This window comes from Bacillus sp. SIMBA_074 (assembly GCF_046534555.1).
Classification (GTDB): Bacteria; Bacillota; Bacilli; order Bacillales; family Bacillaceae_G; genus Bacillus_A; species Bacillus_A mycoides.
The window spans coordinates 116,952-136,665 of record NZ_JAWRYM010000005.1 but is presented as its reverse complement, the minus strand read 5'-3'; the positions used below and the strand labels follow the sequence as shown (position 1 = coordinate 136,665).

Below are 19,714 nucleotides of genomic sequence, written 5' to 3'. Positions count from 1 at the left end.
GCTCAAAAAATCAAGGAGGGGAAAACATGAAACAAGCAGTTTGGTTTCCAACAGAAGAATATAAAGAAAAAACGCGTTTATTTGGTTGGATGAAATCATTAGGCTATGAAGATTACGAAGCTTTTTATAATAAGTCAATTGAAGAAACAGCTTGGTTTTGGGGAGAAGCTGAGAGAGCAGTTGGCTATCAGTGGATGAAACCATATACAGAAGTGTTAGATTTAGAAAATGGTACACCGTTTGCACAGTGGTATACTGAGGGAACTTGTAACGTTGTAGAATCTGCTTTATCTCGCTGGCTTGCAGACGATAAAACGAAAACACAAGCAGCACTTATGTATGAAGGGGAAAACGGAACTTCGAAATCATTTACATATGAAGAGCTTGACAGCTGGGTAAGCCGTGTTGCCAGCGGTTTGAAACATGCTGGTATTGAAAAAGGTGATCGTGTAACAATTTACATGCCAATGATTCCTGAAACAGTTGTTGCTATGTTAGCGGTAATGAAAATTGGAGCGATTATTTCACCAATATTCTCAGGTTTTGCTGCTGATGCAGTAATGACACGTGTACAAGCAGCTGGTTCAAAAATGGTTATTACCGCAGATGGCTTTTCACGCCGTGGGAAAATTGTTTCATTAAAAGATGAAGTAGATAAAGCTTGTGAACATTGTCCAACTGTTGAAAAGGTGGTAATTGTTCGTCATGCAGGAAATGATTTTACACCGCATAATTATGATTTTTCATGGAGTACGTTAGAAAAAGAAAAACCATTTATACATGCTGAAGAAATGAACAGTGATGATCCATTAATGCTTATATATACATCTGGAACGACTGGTAAGCCGAAGGGGACAGTACACACACATGCTGGTTTCCCGCTAAAATCTGCATTTGATGCAGGATTTGGAATGAATATAAAACAAGGCGACCGAGTATTATGGGTAACTGATATGGGCTGGATGATGGGACCATTTTTACTATTCGGCTCTTTAATTAATGGCGCAACAATGGTTATGTATGAAGGTGTCCCAGACTTTCCAGAAGCAGACCGCTTATGGGAGACAGTCGATAAATATGAAATTACTCATCTCGGTATTTCACCAACGTTAATCCGTGCATTAATGGCAAAAGGTGATGAATATGTAAATAAACACTCGTTAAAGAGTTTAGAAGTATTCGCATCAACAGGAGAACCTTGGAATCCAGACCCATGGATGTGGTTATTTAATACAGTTGGTAAAGGTAAAGTACCAATTTGTAACTATTCAGGTGGAACTGAAATTTCAGGTGGGATTTTCGGGAATGTCCTAATTAAGCCGATCGCACCGATTAGTTTTAACGCATCTTTACCAGGAATGGCAGCGGTTGTACTTGATGATCAAGGTAAACCAATTCGAGATGAAGTCGGAGAATTATGTTTAGAAAAACCTTGGGTAGGTATGACGAAAAGTTTCTGGGAAGATGATGAACGTTATGTAAACACATATTGGTCACGCTTTGAAAATAAATGGGTCCATGGGGACTGGGTTATTTATGACGGTGAGCAATACATCATCACAGGACGTTCAGACGATACGCTAAATATTGCAGGGAAACGTATTGGGCCTGCTGAATATGAATCTATTCTTGTGAAACATAATGAGGTAATAGAAGCAGCGGCAGTTGGTGTACCGGATGATGTAAAAGGAGAAGTTTGTCATTGTTTTGTTGTATTACGAGATGGTGTAACATTCTCAGGAGAATTAAAGAAAGAATTAATGAGTTTAGTAAACTCTCATATTGGTAAAGCTTTATGTCCAAAAGACATCCACGTTGTAGAAGATTTACCAAAAACACGAAATTCTAAAGTAATGCGACGTGTTATTAAAGCAGCTTACTTAGGAAAAGAGTTAGGAGATTTATCGTCACTTGTAAATCCTGAAGTAGTTCCGTTTATTCAGGGGTTACAGTCTAGCAAACTATAAAATTACGAATGAGCTCTATGTAAATAGAGCTCATTTTTAATGTTTACAAAAAGATAAGAGAGAAAAAGTAAATTTGAAGTTAAAAAATCTACTATTAGTGTTAAGTATGTCTGTTTTTTTTTAGTTTTTATCAAAATAGGATACTGTGGCTGTCTATTCAATGGAGTGAATGAATTTTGTTAAGAATGAAAATTTAGTGAAGAAAAAAGTAATGAATAAAAGGAGAAATCCCTGGGGGACAGGGATTCGGTAAGGGAGATATTATTGTCGTTCAATGTCGAAATTCGGCGTATCCGACAAATTAATATTATCACGAATTTTCAGGAGATTGTGATAGTGGATGTGTCAAAAATGTGTACGGGTTTCATATAAAAGTGTTATTTAAATAGGAAAAGGGAAAAGAATTAAGTTCACTCGTTCTTAAGATTTTTTCCCTTTTAAATTTACTGTTTGTTCGTTGTTCTATATACATCTGAAATTGGTAAATCTTCGCCATGTAAAGCTTGAGTACTGTCCTTTTTGTTTGAATCATGTGCCTCCTGAGATGTTTCTTGCATTTGCTCTTGGGCTTTACTAGGAGTATTCAGCGCATCCGATGACACATAATCAAGTTGTTGACTTAATAGATTTTTTTTATCCATGTTATGTAGCTCCTTTTTGAACTTAGATATAAAAACAAAGTATTTTTAAATAGTTACGTGGATATTATGTATCTTTGAATGGAATTATATACACAAACTATATTGAGAATTTAACTAATTATAAAAATTACTTGTGATGACAAGCTTAAGAAATATAAAGATCATTAGTTCTTAATAAAAGTGTTATTTTAGTAGGGTGTTACGAAATTTCATTTGAAAGGAACATCCCAATGATAAAAAAGAGCACTGTAAATCAGTGCTCATCTTATCAAAAATTACTTAGTACCTTAAAAATAAAACCATTACGGACAATTCACAATGGTAATAGTGACGCTAGCCATTGTTCCAGGAGAATCAAGAAGTGAAGCAGTAACGGTTACTGTTCCAGGCCCATTAGCGGCTAGAAATACAGCGGTAAAGTTACCTAAAGCATTGGTAATGACAGCAAGAGGAACCATGAAAGCAAGAGAAGGGTTACTAAATGAAAAACTGACCACTACTCCTGGAGTAGGACTACCGTTTACTAATACTTGACCCGAAAAAAATAAAGTATTATTTCCTTGAGTGGATACACATGCTGTGGTTTCGTTAGAAGTCAAGGTAATAGATGCAGGCCCAGCAGGAAGATTAAATCCAGTTGGTCCGGTAGAACCAGTAGGGAATTGAAAGGGTTGAACAGGTGGAAGTGTAGGTCCAATAGAACCCGGATTAAGTGCAGCAAAAGATAAAAACTCGTCCATTATATATTACCTCTAAAAATCGTATTACTAATAGTAAATGTAATGATAGAGCAAAGTGAAATGGACAAGCGGTTGTATTTTAATAAATTAAACAAAATAGTTATTTGATAGAAAGAGAGATTAGTATGATTACTTTAGAAATTAAATATAAAAAGGCGATTATCTTCATATCGCCTTTTGGATAATATAGTGTAATTTTATTCAGTTATTTGAAATATAGTTTCATTCGGTTTGGAAAATCCATACAGCTTCCTTGCGAATTTTAAAACTTCTTCTTCACTACCTGTTAAAACTTTAACATCATTTTTAAGGGTATGACCATCCTTCTTTAAAGTAGATAATTTTTGTTGCTCCGTATTAACCGTGATTTGTTTCTCTTTAATCATTTCTTGCTGGTTATTAAGAGAATATTGAAGGACAAAAATTATAGGTAATATAAAAGCTAAAGTAGTTATAATACGGCTTCTTGTTTTTTTATTATTACCTAGTTTGGTGTTAGCGTTCACTTGCTGTGAGGGTATCTTAGGATTTGATTGTTGTGATGATATTTTTGGGATGTTTCCCATTAAAATGCCTCCATTACTGATTGTAGAATTTAAACCGTTTAAAAGTATTATAAATGTTCAATGGGAATTTTAGAAGATAGTTTAATATAGGTGAGTTTTGTAAAGTTTAAACAAAATCCTTATTTAAATAAAAGGAACCCCGATTGTCTGCGGGGCTCCTAAGGGTAATCGTCAAGTAATGACGTACTCGACTAGTTAACGATATCATGAATTTTTTGGTAAATATACTGGTAAATGCGTCCAAATTAATGAGAGCATTATTTGAAACAAAAATGCTATTTTAATAGGGAGGGGAATAATGATGATTCCATGGGACAAGCGAGTATACATTGTATCAAGGTGATCATTTTATTACAGAGGGGACAATTTTAGAGGTTAGTGAAAAGGCGAACAAATCATTATATTGGCTTTGGTGCATGTTAGCTCCAAGCTATGAAAAAGTGTGCGGTAATAGTACAAAGCGACTTCGGTTGATTCGGATAGATGATGATGATGATGAATGATATAAAAATTTCATTTTGTAGAGAAATGAGGTGATTAAGGATGGGCATAGAATATGCCATGTTTGTATTAAAAAAGAGCAGAATTTAGCCTATATATAAAGATTTTGGAATTGTTCTAAAGGGGGGAATATCTGAAATATAAATAATTGAGGGGAGTGAACTAATAATGGAAACTAGTACTTTTTTAGGATTGTTTTGGGGATGGATAACGGTTATCGTATCGGGAATACTTTTCGTACGTCCATCGGTACTACGTGAATTGAAAAAATTAGTGGTTGAAGACAGAGGATTTGGTATTATGTATGGTTTTCTATCGATTTTCCTAGGGTTAGGTAGTGTAATCCTACATAATGTATGGGTATTCAATTGGCAGGGGTTCCTAACGGTTATTGCATGGCTTGCATTATTAAAGGGAATCTACATAATTGCATATCCTGAACCCTCCAAGAAAACAGACTTTGAATTAAGGGTACTATCTACACGTATAGCGCTCGCTATCATTGGCGCCTTGGCTTTATGGATGCTTATAGTAATCTATATAAAATAATCCTTTTCTAATAAGAACTATATTAAAATAAATCTCTACGTGTTCATTGACAAAAAGCTGACTATACTTAGTCAGCTTTTTGTATATTACATTCTAGTATTTATCGGTCACAAAAGACATGTTCTCTCTTTCAAGTCGATATTGAAAATATTACCAATTTTTTCTTTTACAATGACAACAAATAAAGAAACATTTACAACGACACTTATTTCGTTTAGAACTCCAATCATCATCACAATGATTCTTTTCTTTAGATTTCCACCAATCATCATTACAATGCTTTTCCTTAGAACTCCAATCATCATCACAATGATTCTTTTCTTTAGATTTCCACCAGTCATCACAACAATGCTTTTTCTTAGAACTCCAGCAATCATTTTTCCAGGACATTCTTTTATACCTCCCTTCAATAGGATTCATACTATTCTATGTTTTAGTAAAAGAATGGCTTGTTTATTAACCTATTATTTTACCTTTATATGATAGAGTGCTTTCTACTAGATATAGAATTCATACAAACTATGCTAATTTTCAAGAGATAGTTGAGAGAACTACTGGTTATGATATTAATCAACAAACACTTGTTGAAGGAAACGTTAAGATTTTAAATAATATCTTATTTTGGAGTACGCTTTTCTGAATGTATATTTCACAATGGTAAAGGAAAAATACACCATATCACTGCGAACAAAGCCTATGTATATGTGAAGTAATAGGAAAAGGTGGTCCCTATTCAAGGAGCCGGCTTATTAAAAGTATAAATAAGAAGGTTTAGTACAAGTGTTTGTTTTTTTGTTTCTATGCATTTGTCTCGTACACTTTTAAGCTGTTGGACATACTTTACTAGTAGAAAGGATTAGGGGGTGAGGTTTTGGGTTCTCGATTTAATAATTGTAGAAAGAAATGTACGTGTAAGCATGATGATTGTTGGGACATTTTTGAAGAGTGTAAAAAGGAAAAGAATGAGAAATGTGACAGCTCTTGTGTACAAGGAATTAGAGATGAGCTTAAAAAATTAATTAATAAAACAGTGCGAATTAACACTGAAGGACGTACTTATATAGGTACTGTTTCTTCGGTAACTTGCGATGTTGTTAAGCTAGCTGCTATTCCTGGTTCAGTTGCAGCAATTATATCTCTTTGTAAAATTGAAGCAATTTTACCACCTGCTACAACTGTTACTGATGAGTTTGATTTTAACGGTGTTGACGTAGCAAATAAAGATTAATTATGCTTTATTGATGCTAAGCCATTCTTATGAATGGCTTTTTATTTTGTTTAAAAGGGAATATATTTTTCATATAGAAATAAATTTGAAGATGTATAAAAGGTTGTGTGAAAGGAGAATGAGAGTGATCAAGCTGAAACAATTTAAAAGATCTGATTTCAAACAATTAATAAATTGGATTAATTCCGAAGAATTTTTAATACAATGGTCGGGAAATGCATTTACATATCCTTTAAATGAACAGCAATTAGAGAAATATACAGAAAGTGCAAACACACTGGCATTCAAAATAATAGATGAAGAGACTAAAGCAGTTATTGGTCATATTTCTCTTGGACAAATAGATAATATAAATAAGTCTGCTAGAATTGGAAAAGTGCTAGTTGGTAATACGAAAATGAGAGGGCGTTCTATAGGGAAACATATGATGAAAGCCGTAGTTCGTATTGCTTTTGAAGAATTAAAACTACATAGAGTAACTCTTGGTGTTTATGACTTTAATAAGTCAGCTATTTCTTGTTACGAAAAAATAGGTTTTGTAAAAGAAGGTTTATTAAGAGAGTCAAAAAAAGTAGGAGAAACGTATTGGAATTTATGGGAAATGAGTATGTTAGAATATGAATGGAACAATAAAAAATAGTGTTTTATAATTATATTATGTTAACAAAAGGGGTTTGGTGGGAATCGTGAATAAAAAAACAAAAATAATTTCAATTGCAGCTGTTTCAGGGGGCGGTAAAACTACCATTACAGAAAGTTTAGCTCATGAGTTGAAAAACTCAAAGGCTCTATATTTTGATAGATATAAATTTGATAACTGTCCGGTTGATCTTTGTAAATGGATTGATGATGGAGCTAATTACGATGAATGGGTACTTACACCGCTAATGAATGATATTCAGCGTTCTATACAAGATAGTAGTTTAGATTATATTATTGTAGATTATCCTTTTGCATACTTAAATAGAGAAGTGGGACAATTCATTGATGTAACTATATTTATCGATACACCTTTAGATATTGCGATGGCTAGAAGAATTTTGAGAGATTTTAAAGAAGATACAATGAGTGAAATACATAATAATTTGAAACATTACATGACACATGCGAGAAAAGCTTATTTAGAGGCAATTCATACTGTTAAGCCGAATTCGGATATTGTATTGGATGGATCTTTATCTGTAAGTGAAATAATTGATCAAATAATAGAGGAACTTAATCGAAGAGAAGTGATTGTGAATGGTTAAATGTATAAAACGATATGTACAAGTCATTATCTGATTTATATAGACGAGAATTAGATAACTTTTTACAGTTATGGTCTGGCGACTTCGAATCAAAAATATTGAAAGCTTCATGGACAGATAAATCATATAAATACGGTGAAGTTTTAAGGCATGTAATTGTACATGGAATTCATCATATAGGTCAGCTATCAATATGGGCAAGAGAATTAAATCTTCAGCCCGTTTCAGCGAATTTAGTTGGAAGAGGATTGTAGATTTAGAAACCGACTTGCAGTGTAAACGCAAGTCGGTTTTTATATATAAGAAGATTTCTTAATTAAAATCCTCGGCTTTTTTTTGACGTATATATAAAAACATTAAGATTGTAATGATGAAAAAGATCATAATCGTTTGTATGATTAAATTTTTAAACTGAAACAATATTGTCCAAGATGTAACAGCATCTTTAAAAGCTTGGAGTGCAGAGTACGAGGAAGGATCAAAACCGTACTGAAGTAACTTTTTTGTTTCAATAAAAGTACTGTTTTCATCACCGGCGTCTAATATTACTGAAATAAGTCTAGTATCTTCTCGTGTGGCTGTACTGACAAAACTATAATTACCATTAGTTGAAAAACTAGTTTGTAAGCCGTCAACACCTTGGAGTTTAATGTTTTTATTAAGGGAATATATCATTTTATTTGTATTGAAAACTTTTGAATCTTTGAAGGTAAATTGGTAAGAGGTTAGTTTCGTAACATTCAATACATCTGGAAAGTCTTTTACTAATTGTGTTGCTAGTTTAGCGACGTCTATCGATGTTGTAGTTGATTGTTTATTCGTATCGTTATTAATTCCAGTAGCATTTAGAAACGGGGATGGTTGTGATAACTTTAGTTGTTTTGCTTTGTCATTCATTAAAAGTGTAAAGTTATCTTCGTTTCCAGCAATGTGTTCTGCAAGGGCAAGTGCGGAACGATTATTCCCTGTCAAAAACAATGCATGAAGTAAATCACGAACCGTCGTTTTATCTTTCGAAGTTACTTGTATAGGACTCGTTTCTGCTCGGAAAACTTCGTTACTTATTTTTACTAATTCATCTAACTGTATTTTTCCTTCATTCAGTTGTTCCAGTGCGATATACTCTGTCATTAATTTAGATAAAGTAGCTGATTGTATAGGAGTTTCTTCATTTTTTTTATAAACAATCTCACCAGAATTAGTATCTATTAAAGTAGCTGATTTAGCTTGAATAATTGGACCATTTACATAAAGATAAAAATATAAAACGATAAGTGCAGTAATAAGAAAAGATAATAATAAAACTGTTATTTTTTTTAAGAATTGCATTAGCGATCCTCCTACTATTACATCAATAATATTATTGTAAAAAGGAATGCTTAATTAGGAAGAAAGAAAAGGTAAAGAATTTCTAAAGAATTATAAAGGATTATTAAATTTTGGATATTGATGGAATATAAAAGGTTCAATTTCTTATATGATAAAAAATTGAACCTATAAATATGTGGTATTAAGCTTTATAAGGGAGTAATTTTACAGTGAAAGTTGTTTTTTTATCATCGCTATATACTTCAATTGTTCCTTTATGCAATTCAACAATACTTTTTGCAATTGCTAATCCGAGCCCAGATCCACCAGTGTTTGTTGAACGTGATTTTTCAACACGATAAAAACGTTCAAAAATATGAGGTAAATCAGTACTAGGGATAGGTTGTCCGTAATTTGTTATATCAATTGTAATCATGTTATTGCTTTCGTAAGCGGTAATATCAATATGATCTCCATCATTTCCATAAGTAATAGCGTTTATGATTAGATTTTCAAACACACGTACTAATTTATCCCCATCAGCTAGTACCATTAGCTTTTGAGATGGGAAAGAAGGGCGACATTCAATATTAGCTTCTTGAAGCTGTATCCGAAATTGGACAGTTAATTGTCCAAGCAATTCTACAATATCAATGGGAGCAGAATATAAACTTAACTCTTTATTTTGAACGCGTGTATATTCAAACAAGTCATTCATTAATGCATTAAGACGAGTTACTTTATCGTAAATGACTTGAATATAGTATCGTAATTCTACTTCATCTCTATAATTATCATGATGGATTAAATTTACGTATCCAACTATAGATGTAAGAGGGGTTCGTAAGTCATGTGATACATTTGTAATAAGTTCGCTTTTTGCTTGTTCTGCCTGTCTTTCTTCATCAATTGATACTTTTAATTGCTCAATAATTTGATTGACCCCAGTTGCCAGTTCTTCTAAATAATTATGGTGTACGATGGAAACTTTATGATTAAAGTTTCCACTTGCAATATACCGAATTTCTTCAATCATTTTTTTTATACAAGTTTCATAGTAAACCTTTCTCTCATGACGATAAAAAATGTATAAATAGGATGAGAAAATAGAAAATAAAAACAAATAAGATACAATCATCATCCATAAAGACTCTTTTAATCCAATATATTTTTCATGGCCAAAAATTCTAATGAATTCTTTTCCTAGTTCGCTTAGAGTAAGTGAACTCTCAATTACACTCGTTACGAGGCGAAATATAATTAATTCGGTAATTGGTGTAAGAGTGATAGCTAATAAAAGCCAAAAAATAAGCTTCCACTTTGGTATATCTTTTAATATATCAAATGCTTCATTTCTCAATTTTATATCCTACTCCCCAAACCGTATGAATTAGTTTTTCACCATTCATTACGGTTTCAAGTTTATCGCGTAAATTACTAATATGGACCATTACCGTTTTATTAGAACCATAACCGTCTTCATTCCAAACTCGTTCGAATATCTCTTCAGAGCTAAATACTCTTCCAGTATTACTCGCTAGTAAATATAAAATATCAAATTCGATAGAGGTGAGTTTAATATATTCTCCATTTACTTTAACAGTATGATTATTTTTATGTATTTCAACAGAACGAATACGAATAATACCATCTTCATTCTTTTGGGAAGTAGCATTTTGGAAAGAGGATCTTCGTAATAAAGCTTTCACTCTAGCCACTAATTCTAGTGGATTAAACGGTTTAATCATATAATCATCTGCGCCGGTCATAAGTCCTAAAATTTTATCCATATCTTCAGCCTTTGCACTAAGCATAAGGATAGGTACAGTATTATTTTCACGCACTTCTTGACAAACTTCCAATCCGTTTCGTTTTGGCATCATAATATCTAAAAGCATAAGGTCAACTTCATATGTACATATCATTTGTAATGCTTCATCACCATCATAAGCTTTATAAATGTTATAGCCTTCATTTCGTAAATAAACAGCCAGTAATTCTACAATATCTTTATCATCATCAATAATTAATATGTTTTTATTCATTTTATAGTTAGTTCCTTTCCTTACAATTAATCAACATTACTATAATATCAAACATTTATGTATTTTGTAGTAATGTTTCTACATAAAATTTCATGTATCGTATTAAAAAGGAATTAAAACATTCATAACGAATATAAAATAAGAAGGATATTTAAACTCCACATTATACTGAAAGATAGTTATAAGGGGGACTTGCTATGTTATATAATGATATATATTCATTTACTCCAACTGGAAAAATAGAAAATGATATTAAAGCTTTTCTATTAAAATACAATAAAGAATTTACATATAAACATTCAATTCGCGTGGCAAATGAGGCGAGAAAAATTGCGGAAATATTTTATGAAGATGAAGAAAAAGCAGCGATTGCAGGGTGTTTACATGATATTAGTGCAATCTTTCCGAATGAGGAGCGGATTGCAGTTGCTGAAGAATTTGGCATAGAAATATTACAAGAAGAACGAGAGTTTCCAATGATTATTCATCAAAAATTATCGAGTGTAATTGCAAAAGAGATATTCAAAATAGAGGATGAAGAAGTTTTAAATGCAATCAGTTGCCACACTACTTTGCATAAATATGCAACGAAGATGGATTTAGTATTATTTATTGCTGATAAATTAGAATGGGATCAAATAGGGACACCTCCATATTTAATAAATGTAAAAAAAGCTTTAGGAAATTCTTTAGAACATGCTGCTTTTGTATATATTTCATATTTGTGGGAAAGAAAAGATACATTAAAAGTCATACACCCGTGGTTAGAAGAAGCATATTGGTATTTAAAAGAAATTGTAGAGTAGAAAGGGTATAAAAATGCAATTTAAAGAATATATGAACCAAATATTTCCAGGAGTTACGCTAGTACCGTACATATACTCTCAGTGGGAAAATCATCTTCATTTTGATTTTGGGAAAGATAAATATCAATTCAAAGAAGATGGTAACACGTATAATATGGAATATTTCACACAACTATATAGGTATAATAAAAGTCTATTTAAAGATATATTTTCAAAAGAAGATACCGTCTTTTTAGTCACAAATGTTTATCGATTTAAACAGGAAAATATAAAAAATGCGCAGAAAATAAATGTATACAATAGGTTTATTAAAAAGAGGGATTTAAAGTTTCATATAAGACAAGAAACATTCCCTTTTCTATTTGAAGATGAAGAAGCTGACTTATATTGTACATATCAATTTTCTTTACAATGTTTTGCAGAAGATATTAAATATGAACCGCTTATTGAAGCTGTTAATCATGAGGATTTCCCTGACCTACGTCCACGCTTAGGACGAAAAAAAAAAATTTCATATCCAGATGTATTTTTTATAAATGTAACAAAGGATATTATCATGTTTATTTACGATGATAGAGGATGTGAAGTAATTGCGAAGAATAAAGAAAAGATACGGGATTTATATGAGAAGTATAAAGAGTGGATACAAGAATATGAACGAGAGAGTATAGATGACTTATTTACATGAAAATAGGAGGAAGTGAAGTGTGTAATGAAAAGGATCGCAATTGTATCTGCATGGGAACCAGAGCTTACATATTTGCATCAACATTATCCAAGTGAGCGTGTAGAAAAAATAGCAGCTTGGGAATTTCATTTTCATTCTATTAATGAATTAGAAGTTATTTCAGTTGTAACTGGTGTCGGTAAAGTAAGTTGTGCTAGTTGTGTACAACTATTAATAAGTGAATTCCAGCCAGACCAGTTATTTATGACAGGGATTTGCGGGAGTTTATCAGATAAGGTGAAAAATGGACACATCGTTGTAGCTCTTAATACTTTGCAGCATGATGTTACTGCGGCTGGTTCAGGAGAAGATAGTTTTAATCTATATGTTGGTAGAACAGCACCTATTGAAACAACTAAATCACTCGTAAAGCGAATGAAGAAATTGCGTTCGTATGACCCAATCCATTTTGGTACATTTCTATCTGGAGATCAGCGTATTCGAAGTTCAGAAATGAGGTATTTACTGCATACTGTTTACGGTGCTTTAGCCGTTGATCAAGAAGTGGCAGCATTTGCTTATGTATGTCATGTAAATAAAAAACCATTTCTATGTTTAAAAGCTGCCTCAGATCAAGCGAATGACAAAACGAAAGAAGAACAAAAGGTTTTTAAAATGTTAGCATGTGAACGAGCATGTGAGCATTTAATTACTTTTTTACGTGTTTATGAGATTACTGTAGTTAACAATAGATAACAAGAGGGGGAATATTCCACTCATTTCAAATTAAGAGGTGAATTATAATTGCATACGTATTATGGAGAACTTTGTACAAAAATATATGAAAGTGATAAATCAATTGCGAGTGGAAAAGAATTGGATTTTTATCTTTCTTTTGCAAAAGATAAAAATATACATGTGTTAGAACCAATGTGCGGAAATGGTAGAATGTTAATTCCCTTTATGCAAAATGGTGTGAATATAGAAGGGTTCGATATTTCGAAAGATATGCTTAAAGTTTGTAAAGATAAAGCAGAAAAATTAAACTTAAAACCGGTTGTATCACAAGGAAGAATAGAAGAATATCATAGTGATAAAAAATACGATCTTATTATGATTCCTATCGGTTCATTTTCACTTTTACCAAATAATTTAGTAGACAATAGTCTTCAAAATATGAAAAATAACTTAAAGAAAAATGGAAAATTACTTCTTACAGTTGTACAAGGTGGAAGTGAAATAGAACAAATTCTAGATTGGATAGAGACAAATAGAAAAGAAATTAACAATGAATTAATTGTTGAATATAGAAAAGTTTCATATGATAAGGCGCAAAAACTTCTAAATATTATACTGAAATATTAAATCATTCATGATGAGAAAATAAAAGAAACTGAGATTATGGATTTTCCTATAAGACTATATGATTTAAAAGAATTTGAAAATATACTTATTATTAATGGGTTTAGTCAAATTGTTGTTCATGAAATAAAAGATGGATATGGTGAAGGTAATTCATTTCATGTATTTGAATGCAGTTTATAACAAGTCAAAGCGGGGGATTATACTTATATGATTCAATACAAAAGATGTAGTGAAGTAAGTATAGATTTAGTGTATAAAGCTTTTAAGGATGGATTTTCAGATTACATTATTAAAATGGAAGTTTCAAAAGAAGATTTTATTAAAAGATTTTTTGGACCAGAAGGGAATATGCTAGAACACTCCTTTCTTGCTTTAGACGGTGACAAATCTGTTGGAGTAATACTTGGTGGTATTAAGGTATATGAAAGTATAAAAACAATGCGCTGCGGAACATTAGCTGTTCATCCAGAGTTTCGAGGCATTGGTGTAAGTCAAAAGTTATTTGAGTTACATAAAGAAGAAGCGACACAAAATAAATGCAAGCAGCTTTTTCTTGAAGTTATTGTAGGAAACGATCGTGCGATTCATTTTTATAACAAATTAGGTTATGAAAAAGTATATGATCTTTCTTATTATAATTTAAATGATTTAACTAAAATTATGAATAAAGGTAATAAAAATATTGAAGTAAAACAATTAGAATTTCCAACATTTAAAGTTGAAATTCAGAAATGGTTAAACTTCCATATAAATTGGCAAAATGATATTGATTATATCGAAAAAACAAATCATACATTTTACGGTGCATATGTTGATAGTGATATAAAAGGTTCTGTATGTGTAAATGAACAAGGAAAAATTAGTTTTATTTTCATAGACAAAGACTATAGAAATATTGGTGTTGGGACGAAATTATTACAGGTAGCAAGTGAAGAATTAAAGTTATCAAGTTTATCAATTGGGTTTCCAAACAACAATTTACTGGAAGGGTTTTTAAAGAAATCTGGATTTGAAAAGAATTCTTTAGCACAATATGAAATGTATTTATTGCTATAAAAAGCGGAAGGAATTATTCTTTTCGCTTTTTATTTTGTACTATAAACGTTTTTGCTGTATGTGGAAGGATAAGTAAAAACAACAGAAGTTTTGTTATCTATCTTATTGAACTAACTGGCACTTTAGTTGAAGAAGGAAAAAATATAGTAAACATAGAATATATTAATACATTAAAAGCTTTATGAGGTGAAAGTGATGGCAATTAAGCAAGACGAAATTAAAGTAGTAGTCGGAGCTGGAGTATTTAATAATAATCCAGGTTGGGTTCAAACTAGAGAAGATGAACTTAACTTACTAGATAAAACTACTTGGGAAGAGCGATTTGAATATAATTCTATTTCAGCTATTTTAGCAGAGCATGTATGGGAACATCTTACTTTTGAAGAAGGTGTAAAAGCAGCTGAAATTTGTTATAAATTTTTAAAGCCATCAGGTCATATTCGGTGCGGAGTGCCTGATGCATTTTTCCGAGATGAAACCTACCAAAATATAGTTCAAATAGGCGGCCCTGGCCCGAAAGACCACCCAGCTGCAAGCCATAAAATCGTACATAATTATAAAACATTAACGAAAATGTTTGAAATTGCTGGATTTGAGGTAGTTTTACTTGAATATTGTGATGAAAATGGTCAATTTTATTACACAGAATGGGATGCGAATGACGGCGTTATTTTCCGTTCGAAAAGGTATGATTCTAGAAATAGAGGCGATAAACTTGGTTTTCCATCGCTAATTGTTGACGCGATTAAAAGGTAAGTCATTCACCTAAAATAGGTGTTAGTTCTATCAGTTCATGAGTCGCAAATGCGGCTTTTTTTATTTGTTTTGTAAACCTACGTTTAGCAAGGAATTAGACATACATAATAAGTGATTTTGAACATTACATAACTTGATTTGAATACTATATTAGCTCTTATTAACACCATTTATCTTAAAGGAAATTGCTTTTAAATATTTAATGGAGATATTATATAAAATAAATAAATCAACGTTTTCTCATGTTGAATTTTTTTGTGGAAATGTTGAGGTACGCCTATTGTAATAAACATATGGAGAGAATATATAATAAATCAATGTTCAAATTACCATTCACACATTAAATTAATATTTCATTGCCATAGAGATTTCTTTTATACATAAATTCGTGTAAAATAAAATAAGAACATACATTCCATATGCAAGTAGGAGGCAATAAATATGTTGGCTGAAATAGAGAAACAAACTGACGGCTATATTGTGAAATTTGAACGCCAATTTTCTTATACAATAGAGGAAGTTTGGTCTGTTTTAACTGAAAACAGCAAGCTTAAAAAATGGATGTCTAATTTACAGATTGAAAATCTTAAAACAGGTGGAATTATAAAGTTCGACATGATGGATGGTTCATTTTTAAATATTGATATTTTAGAGTGCCAACTAAATTCAGTACTTGAATTCACATGGGATAAAGATCGTGTCCGATTTGAAATACATAAAGAGGAAAATGGTTCTCTTTTACTACTTAAAGAATACATTCATGAATTAACTGACCATACACCGAAAGATATAGCTGGTTGGCATATTTGTCTTGACCTTTTTTCTTCAGTTTTAGAAGGAGAAGAGAAGGAATTTTCTAAAAACGAATGGCAACAATGGTTCGAAAAATACAAGGATAAGATTCAAGAAGTGAGAGGATAATTGTATAATAGGTAATATTCATTATGTAATTATTATATTGTAAAAATGATTTTGTGGAAAAATAAGAATAGAGGTTAATATGAAAGTAAATCAATTAATTGCTAATAACATAAATAAACTTGATACTGTTATTCCATTTAATAAATCACTTGGTATTGCTGGTTTATCTGGATCTGGAAAAACAACTCTTTGTCAAACAATTGGTGAAGAATCAAAGAAGCGTCTAGTTTCCTTATTGCCAAAGGCTGAATATCAATATTTATTTCCTAATATTATGGAAACTAATTTTAGTGCCATTAAGATGGAGGAAATGCCTTTAGTACTTTTTTTAGGAAAATCATCAATTTCTTCCAATCCGCGTTCGACGATTGGTACTCATACAGGTGTTTTTAAAGAGATTCGTGAAAAACTAGCGGAAGAATTTAATCTTTCTCCTGAAGTCTTTTCATTTAATAATCAATTAGGTTGGTGTGCTGGCTGTAAAGGGCGTGGTACTACTAAAAATATTGAGTGTAAAAAATGTAAGGGGAAACGTTATAGTGAAGAAGTTGAACAACGTACTATTGAGTTATTTGCTAAATCACATACAATTTCGGATATTAACGATTTAAGTGTTGAATCTATTCTTTCATTAGCAGAAGAATTAAATATTAGTGAAGCAAAACAACATATATTGCAAAATATTATCAATATGAACATTGGTTATTTAACATTAAATCGAATTATGGGTACGTTGTCAGGTGGAGAATTAACACGACTTTACTTAGCTGAATTCATGGCAGTTAGTGAAAATACTGTAATTATTATTGATGAGATTTCAGTTGGACTTGATAATGAAACATTGTTACAAATATTAGAAGAGATCAAGCAATTAGGGTGTAAAAATCAAATCTGGCTCATTGATCATTCAGATACAGTACTGGATACAACAGATGAGCAATTGCTCTTCGGACCTGGTAGCGGAAAATATGGTGGACAAATCGTGAAAGAATCACCAAGACCAAAACCAATACTATCGGAACGAAATTACGAAATGCCAACAGAATATTATACACTCCATGAATTATATTGCCGAAATATCCAAATGACTGAATTTCAGATTCCGAAAAATAGACTTGTAACTGTTACAGGAGAGTCTGGATGCGGGAAATCTACACTTGTCAATGAGTGTTTAGCTACAGATTTCTTGAAACGATATCCAAAAGATAAACTAGTTATGGTAGGTCAAGATCGAAACCAATCGATTACAAGTCGATCAACTGTAGCAACTTTCCTAGATGTTAAAAAGAAACTGACAAAGTATAGTGAGGAAATTGATGATATTTTTGAGCGCTCAATTGAGGATATTATTGATGAAATTCCAAATGAAGATATTGCGTATAAACGCTTGAGCCTACTAATCAAATTAGGACTGGGATATTTAACATTGGAACGAAAAACACAAACATTATCAACGGGTGAGTTTCAATGTGTTCATTTAGTTTCTGAGTTATTTGCAAAAACAAGAAATCCACATACATTGTTTATTTTTGATGAGCCTTCAAAAGGTTTATCGCAAAATATTTTAAATCAATTTATAGATAGTGTTAGAGGGATATTGCAAGATGAATCAGTCTCTATCATAATGATTGAGCATAACAGTTACATGCTAGAAAGCTCTGATTATATTGTCGATTTTGGAAAAAGACAGGTTGAATCTATAGAGCATCTTGATGTAGTAAGTCATGAGGATTATTATCATCAAAAAAGCAGTGTGAATAATGCTGAGCAAATACACATTTCTTCAACGCTTAAGCGTAAAGAAGGCGTTCACTATTTAAAAGAAAATCATATTAACTATTTTAAAAATGCTGAAAACGTTTATAAGGGCGGTATTTTAAAAAGCTTATCATCAATGGCCCGATTAATTTATGGTGAATATGAATCTGATACAATGGCACCAGTTGTTGCTATTGATCTCGAAAGACATTTGTATAGTCAATATAGTTTCTTATATGAAATTGGTGGATTGATCAATCATATTGTAGCTGCTCATCCGACTAATAAAGATACGAGAAGTTTCGATTTCTATTCTCAGGATAATCATTGCCCATCTTGCTCTGGACGTCTTCAAATTGAAGTTTTTGATAAAGAAATTACAATTCAAGATAAAAACGTTCCATTTTGGGATGGTCTATTCGATCCGGAAATCATGAAAGTATTAAAATTTTATCAATATGAAAAAATAGAATTTCTATTTGAAGAAATTAAAAATGAGCTTGGTCATGATTTGACGAAAAGCTATAATGATATGTCTGAGGAAGAGAAACATACATTTTGGTACGGCTATTTTGATAAGTCCTTTTATGATAAGAAAGGAAAGACACGTAGAACATGGGTAGGATTTAATACGATTATTGGCGGGTATATTGTTATTTCAAAAGCAGCTATTAAAGAAGATATTAAGACTTCTAAAGAAATGATGACATGTCCAATTTGTAAGGGGACTTTATTAAATCACCACAAATCACTTAATTTTGGAGATACAGATATTCGTGAAATTATTAATCAGCCGCTTAACGAAGTATTTAAAATTGTAGGAGATTTGCCTGTACTCGTCAAATTGAAATCTATCGTAGGTGACGATATGATTATGACAGAAGATGTTTCTTTATTACCTAGAAATATACAAGTCGCACTGAAAATGTTTGAATTAGAACAAGCAAGCTTTTCAAATTATGAAATGGTGTTACAAAATGTTTTACCATTCTGGGATGAAATAAAAGGAAATATAGAATCCATTTGCTTCAACAATCAAGTAACTATTTGTGATTTTCCTAATGTCTATGAAACAAGAGAAACCATTATAGATAAGTATTTCACAAATGGTAAATATAAAAAACTAACATATGTATACGAAGCATTTGGTTACAAAAAATTAGTTACCCAAATTAATAAAATTAAAAAAAGCAACCCGTGTCCATTCTGTAACGGAAAGAAAGTTATAACCGAAGATAATCTACATGATGGTGTGTTTAAATTAACAATTCCATGTATAACTTGTAATGCAAGTGGTATTAACGATGAAGGGCTTAAAGAAATCGTTGATGGAATAGATGTGCAAACATGGTTAACCGGAAAAGTTAGTGATGTTGTGGATGAAAGCTTACGAACTGAGGATGTTGCAGACATTCTAATATTTAATCGAATTCGTGAGTTGGATAAACGAGATATGATGGCAGTTTATGAATGTCTTGAGAAAAATAATTAAATTAAGAATAAAAAATAGTGGTCAGTAAGTGATTAAAAACTCATTTGCAATAATTTGCAAGTGAGTTTTTGTTTGGAGAAGAGTTTGTTGGTTTTAAAATT

Annotated in this window: 20 protein-coding genes and 2 pseudogenes; 15 read left to right on the top strand and 7 right to left on the bottom strand. The window is 31.6% G+C overall.

Annotated elements, in window-relative coordinates; all coding sequences use genetic code 11:
- Positions 1–26 precede the first annotated feature (26 nt).
- Positions 27–1,967 (top strand): AMP-binding protein, encoded by a 1,941-nt coding sequence (locus tag SB773_RS08865; protein ID WP_131246215.1) that lies wholly within the window; start codon positions 27–29, stop codon positions 1,965–1,967.
- 443 nt (positions 1,968–2,410) lie between these two features.
- Here SB773_RS08865 and SB773_RS08860 read toward each other — a convergent pair whose 3' ends face one another.
- From SB773_RS08860 to SB773_RS08850, 3 genes are all read right to left on the bottom strand, one after another.
- Complete coding sequence (locus SB773_RS08860; RefSeq protein ID WP_088084176.1) at positions 2,411–2,608, bottom strand: hypothetical protein; 198 nt, start codon at positions 2,606–2,608, stop codon at positions 2,411–2,413.
- Positions 2,609–2,910: 302 nt separating this feature from the next.
- On the bottom strand, positions 2,911–3,348 hold the full coding sequence (locus tag SB773_RS08855; protein ID WP_410589571.1) for an exosporium leader peptide-containing protein: 438 nt from the start codon (positions 3,346–3,348) through the stop codon (positions 2,911–2,913).
- A gap of 197 nt (positions 3,349–3,545) precedes the next feature.
- A complete protein-coding gene (locus SB773_RS08850; RefSeq protein WP_410589569.1) occupies positions 3,546–3,914 on the bottom strand; it encodes an FtsB family cell division protein in 369 nt (122 codons plus the stop codon).
- A 329-nt stretch (positions 3,915–4,243) separates the two neighbouring features.
- On the opposite strand from SB773_RS08850, the gene SB773_RS08845 reads away from it, so the two are divergent.
- Positions 4,244–4,417 (top strand): hypothetical protein, encoded by a 174-nt coding sequence (locus SB773_RS08845; RefSeq protein WP_176280951.1) that lies wholly within the window; start codon positions 4,244–4,246, stop codon positions 4,415–4,417.
- Positions 4,418–4,583: 166 nt separating this feature from the next.
- Entirely contained in the window at positions 4,584–4,964 is a 381-nt protein-coding gene (locus SB773_RS08840; RefSeq protein WP_002127497.1) for a hypothetical protein, read from the top strand.
- Between the two features lie 107 nt (positions 4,965–5,071).
- On the opposite strand, the gene SB773_RS08835 is transcribed toward SB773_RS08840, so the two are convergent.
- Positions 5,072–5,374, bottom strand: coding sequence for a hypothetical protein (locus SB773_RS08835; protein WP_172798757.1), 303 nt, complete (start codon positions 5,372–5,374; stop codon positions 5,072–5,074).
- Positions 5,375–5,835: 461 nt separating this feature from the next.
- On the opposite strand from SB773_RS08835, the gene SB773_RS08830 reads away from it, so the two are divergent.
- The 4 genes and pseudogenes from SB773_RS08830 to SB773_RS08815 form a co-directional block, all read left to right on the top strand.
- Complete coding sequence (locus tag SB773_RS08830; protein ID WP_002032241.1) at positions 5,836–6,192, top strand: hypothetical protein; 357 nt, start codon at positions 5,836–5,838, stop codon at positions 6,190–6,192.
- Between the two features lie 124 nt (positions 6,193–6,316).
- The gene (locus SB773_RS08825; protein WP_410589565.1) at positions 6,317–6,832 is read left to right on the top strand and encodes a GNAT family N-acetyltransferase; all 516 of its coding nucleotides are present in this window, start codon (positions 6,317–6,319) and stop codon (positions 6,830–6,832) included.
- A 46-nt stretch (positions 6,833–6,878) separates the two neighbouring features.
- Positions 6,879–7,439, top strand: a complete 561-nt coding sequence (locus SB773_RS08820) for a nucleoside/nucleotide kinase family protein (RefSeq protein WP_410589563.1) — start codon at positions 6,879–6,881, stop codon at positions 7,437–7,439.
- Positions 7,440–7,459: 20 nt separating this feature from the next.
- Positions 7,460–7,693, top strand: a pseudogene (locus tag SB773_RS08815) (DinB family protein); the annotation flags it as partial.
- 58 nt (positions 7,694–7,751) lie between these two features.
- On the opposite strand, the gene SB773_RS08810 reads toward SB773_RS08815, so the two are convergent.
- The 3 genes from SB773_RS08810 to SB773_RS08800 form a co-directional block, all read right to left on the bottom strand.
- Complete coding sequence (locus tag SB773_RS08810; protein ID WP_410589561.1) at positions 7,752–8,768, bottom strand: D-alanyl-D-alanine carboxypeptidase family protein; 1,017 nt, start codon at positions 8,766–8,768, stop codon at positions 7,752–7,754.
- A 181-nt stretch (positions 8,769–8,949) separates the two neighbouring features.
- Positions 8,950–10,107 carry a sensor histidine kinase gene (locus SB773_RS08805; RefSeq protein ID WP_002085430.1) on the bottom strand — a complete coding sequence of 386 codons (1,158 nt, stop codon included), beginning with the start codon at positions 10,105–10,107 and terminating at the stop codon, positions 8,950–8,952.
- Positions 10,097–10,792 carry a response regulator transcription factor gene (locus SB773_RS08800; RefSeq protein ID WP_410589558.1) on the bottom strand — a complete coding sequence of 232 codons (696 nt, stop codon included), beginning with the start codon at positions 10,790–10,792 and terminating at the stop codon, positions 10,097–10,099. The genes SB773_RS08805 and SB773_RS08800 overlap by 11 nt, the downstream gene beginning before the upstream one ends.
- 197 nt (positions 10,793–10,989) lie before the next feature.
- On the opposite strand from SB773_RS08800, the gene yqeK reads away from it, so the two are divergent.
- The 8 genes and pseudogenes from yqeK to SB773_RS08760 all read left to right on the top strand — a co-directional run bounded on the left by yqeK (position 10,990) and on the right by SB773_RS08760 (position 19,613).
- Positions 10,990–11,598 carry a bis(5'-nucleosyl)-tetraphosphatase (symmetrical) YqeK gene (gene yqeK / locus SB773_RS08795; protein ID WP_113735013.1) on the top strand — a complete coding sequence of 203 codons (609 nt, stop codon included), beginning with the start codon at positions 10,990–10,992 and terminating at the stop codon, positions 11,596–11,598.
- A gap of 13 nt (positions 11,599–11,611) precedes the next feature.
- Positions 11,612–12,286 (top strand): DUF3885 domain-containing protein, encoded by a 675-nt coding sequence (locus tag SB773_RS08790; protein ID WP_410589556.1) that lies wholly within the window; start codon positions 11,612–11,614, stop codon positions 12,284–12,286.
- Between the two features lie 24 nt (positions 12,287–12,310).
- On the top strand, positions 12,311–13,021 hold the full coding sequence (gene mtnN, locus SB773_RS08785) for a 5'-methylthioadenosine/S-adenosylhomocysteine nucleosidase (RefSeq protein WP_215577108.1): 711 nt from the start codon (positions 12,311–12,313) through the stop codon (positions 13,019–13,021).
- Positions 13,022–13,069: 48 nt separating this feature from the next.
- A pseudogene (locus SB773_RS08780) lies at positions 13,070–13,810 on the top strand (class I SAM-dependent methyltransferase).
- Positions 13,811–13,837: 27 nt separating this feature from the next.
- On the top strand, positions 13,838–14,686 hold the full coding sequence (locus SB773_RS08775; RefSeq protein WP_215577110.1) for a GNAT family N-acetyltransferase: 849 nt from the start codon (positions 13,838–13,840) through the stop codon (positions 14,684–14,686).
- Positions 14,687–14,878: 192 nt separating this feature from the next.
- Positions 14,879–15,442, top strand: coding sequence for a class I SAM-dependent methyltransferase (locus tag SB773_RS08770; RefSeq protein WP_410589553.1), 564 nt, complete (start codon positions 14,879–14,881; stop codon positions 15,440–15,442).
- Between the two features lie 441 nt (positions 15,443–15,883).
- Positions 15,884–16,363 (top strand): SRPBCC family protein, encoded by a 480-nt coding sequence (locus SB773_RS08765; RefSeq protein ID WP_410589551.1) that lies wholly within the window; start codon positions 15,884–15,886, stop codon positions 16,361–16,363.
- Between the two features lie 79 nt (positions 16,364–16,442).
- Positions 16,443–19,613 (top strand): ATP-binding cassette domain-containing protein, encoded by a 3,171-nt coding sequence (locus tag SB773_RS08760; protein ID WP_410589549.1) that lies wholly within the window; start codon positions 16,443–16,445, stop codon positions 19,611–19,613.
- Positions 19,614–19,714: the final 101 nt, after the last annotated feature.